Here is a 355-nt window from a genome sequence, read left to right on the forward strand (position 1 = left end):
ACGGCGGCGCGGGCTCCTCGGCCGGCGGTCGGGCGGGGGTCGGTCCGGTGAGACCGGTCGGTCCGGCCAGTCCGGTCAGGGCGGTCAGTCCGGTCAGGGCGCTGCCAAGAACGGGTTGACCTTGCGGATCAGGCTGCGGCGGGACAAGACGCTGATCCTGATGACGCTGCCCGCGATCGCGCTGCTGATCGTGTTCAACTACCTGCCCATGGCCGGCACGGTCACCGCCTTCCAGTTCTACGACCCCCTGGTCGGCATCACCAATAGCCAGTGGGTCGGACTGGACAACTTCCGCCAGCTCTTCGGCGACCCCCTCTTCTGGCACGCGATGGAGAACACCCTCTACATCAGCGCG

Annotated in this window: 1 pseudogene; it reads left to right on the forward strand. The window is 67.9% G+C overall.

The features are described 5' to 3' along the window. Window positions 1-121: 121 nt before the first annotated feature. A pseudogene (locus K7G61_RS36145) lies at window positions 122-355 on the forward strand (sugar ABC transporter permease); the annotation flags it as partial.

Origin of the sequence: Streptomyces sp. HPF1205, from assembly GCF_020400825.1 — a bacterium.
Classification (GTDB): Bacteria; Actinomycetota; Actinomycetes; order Streptomycetales; family Streptomycetaceae; genus Actinacidiphila.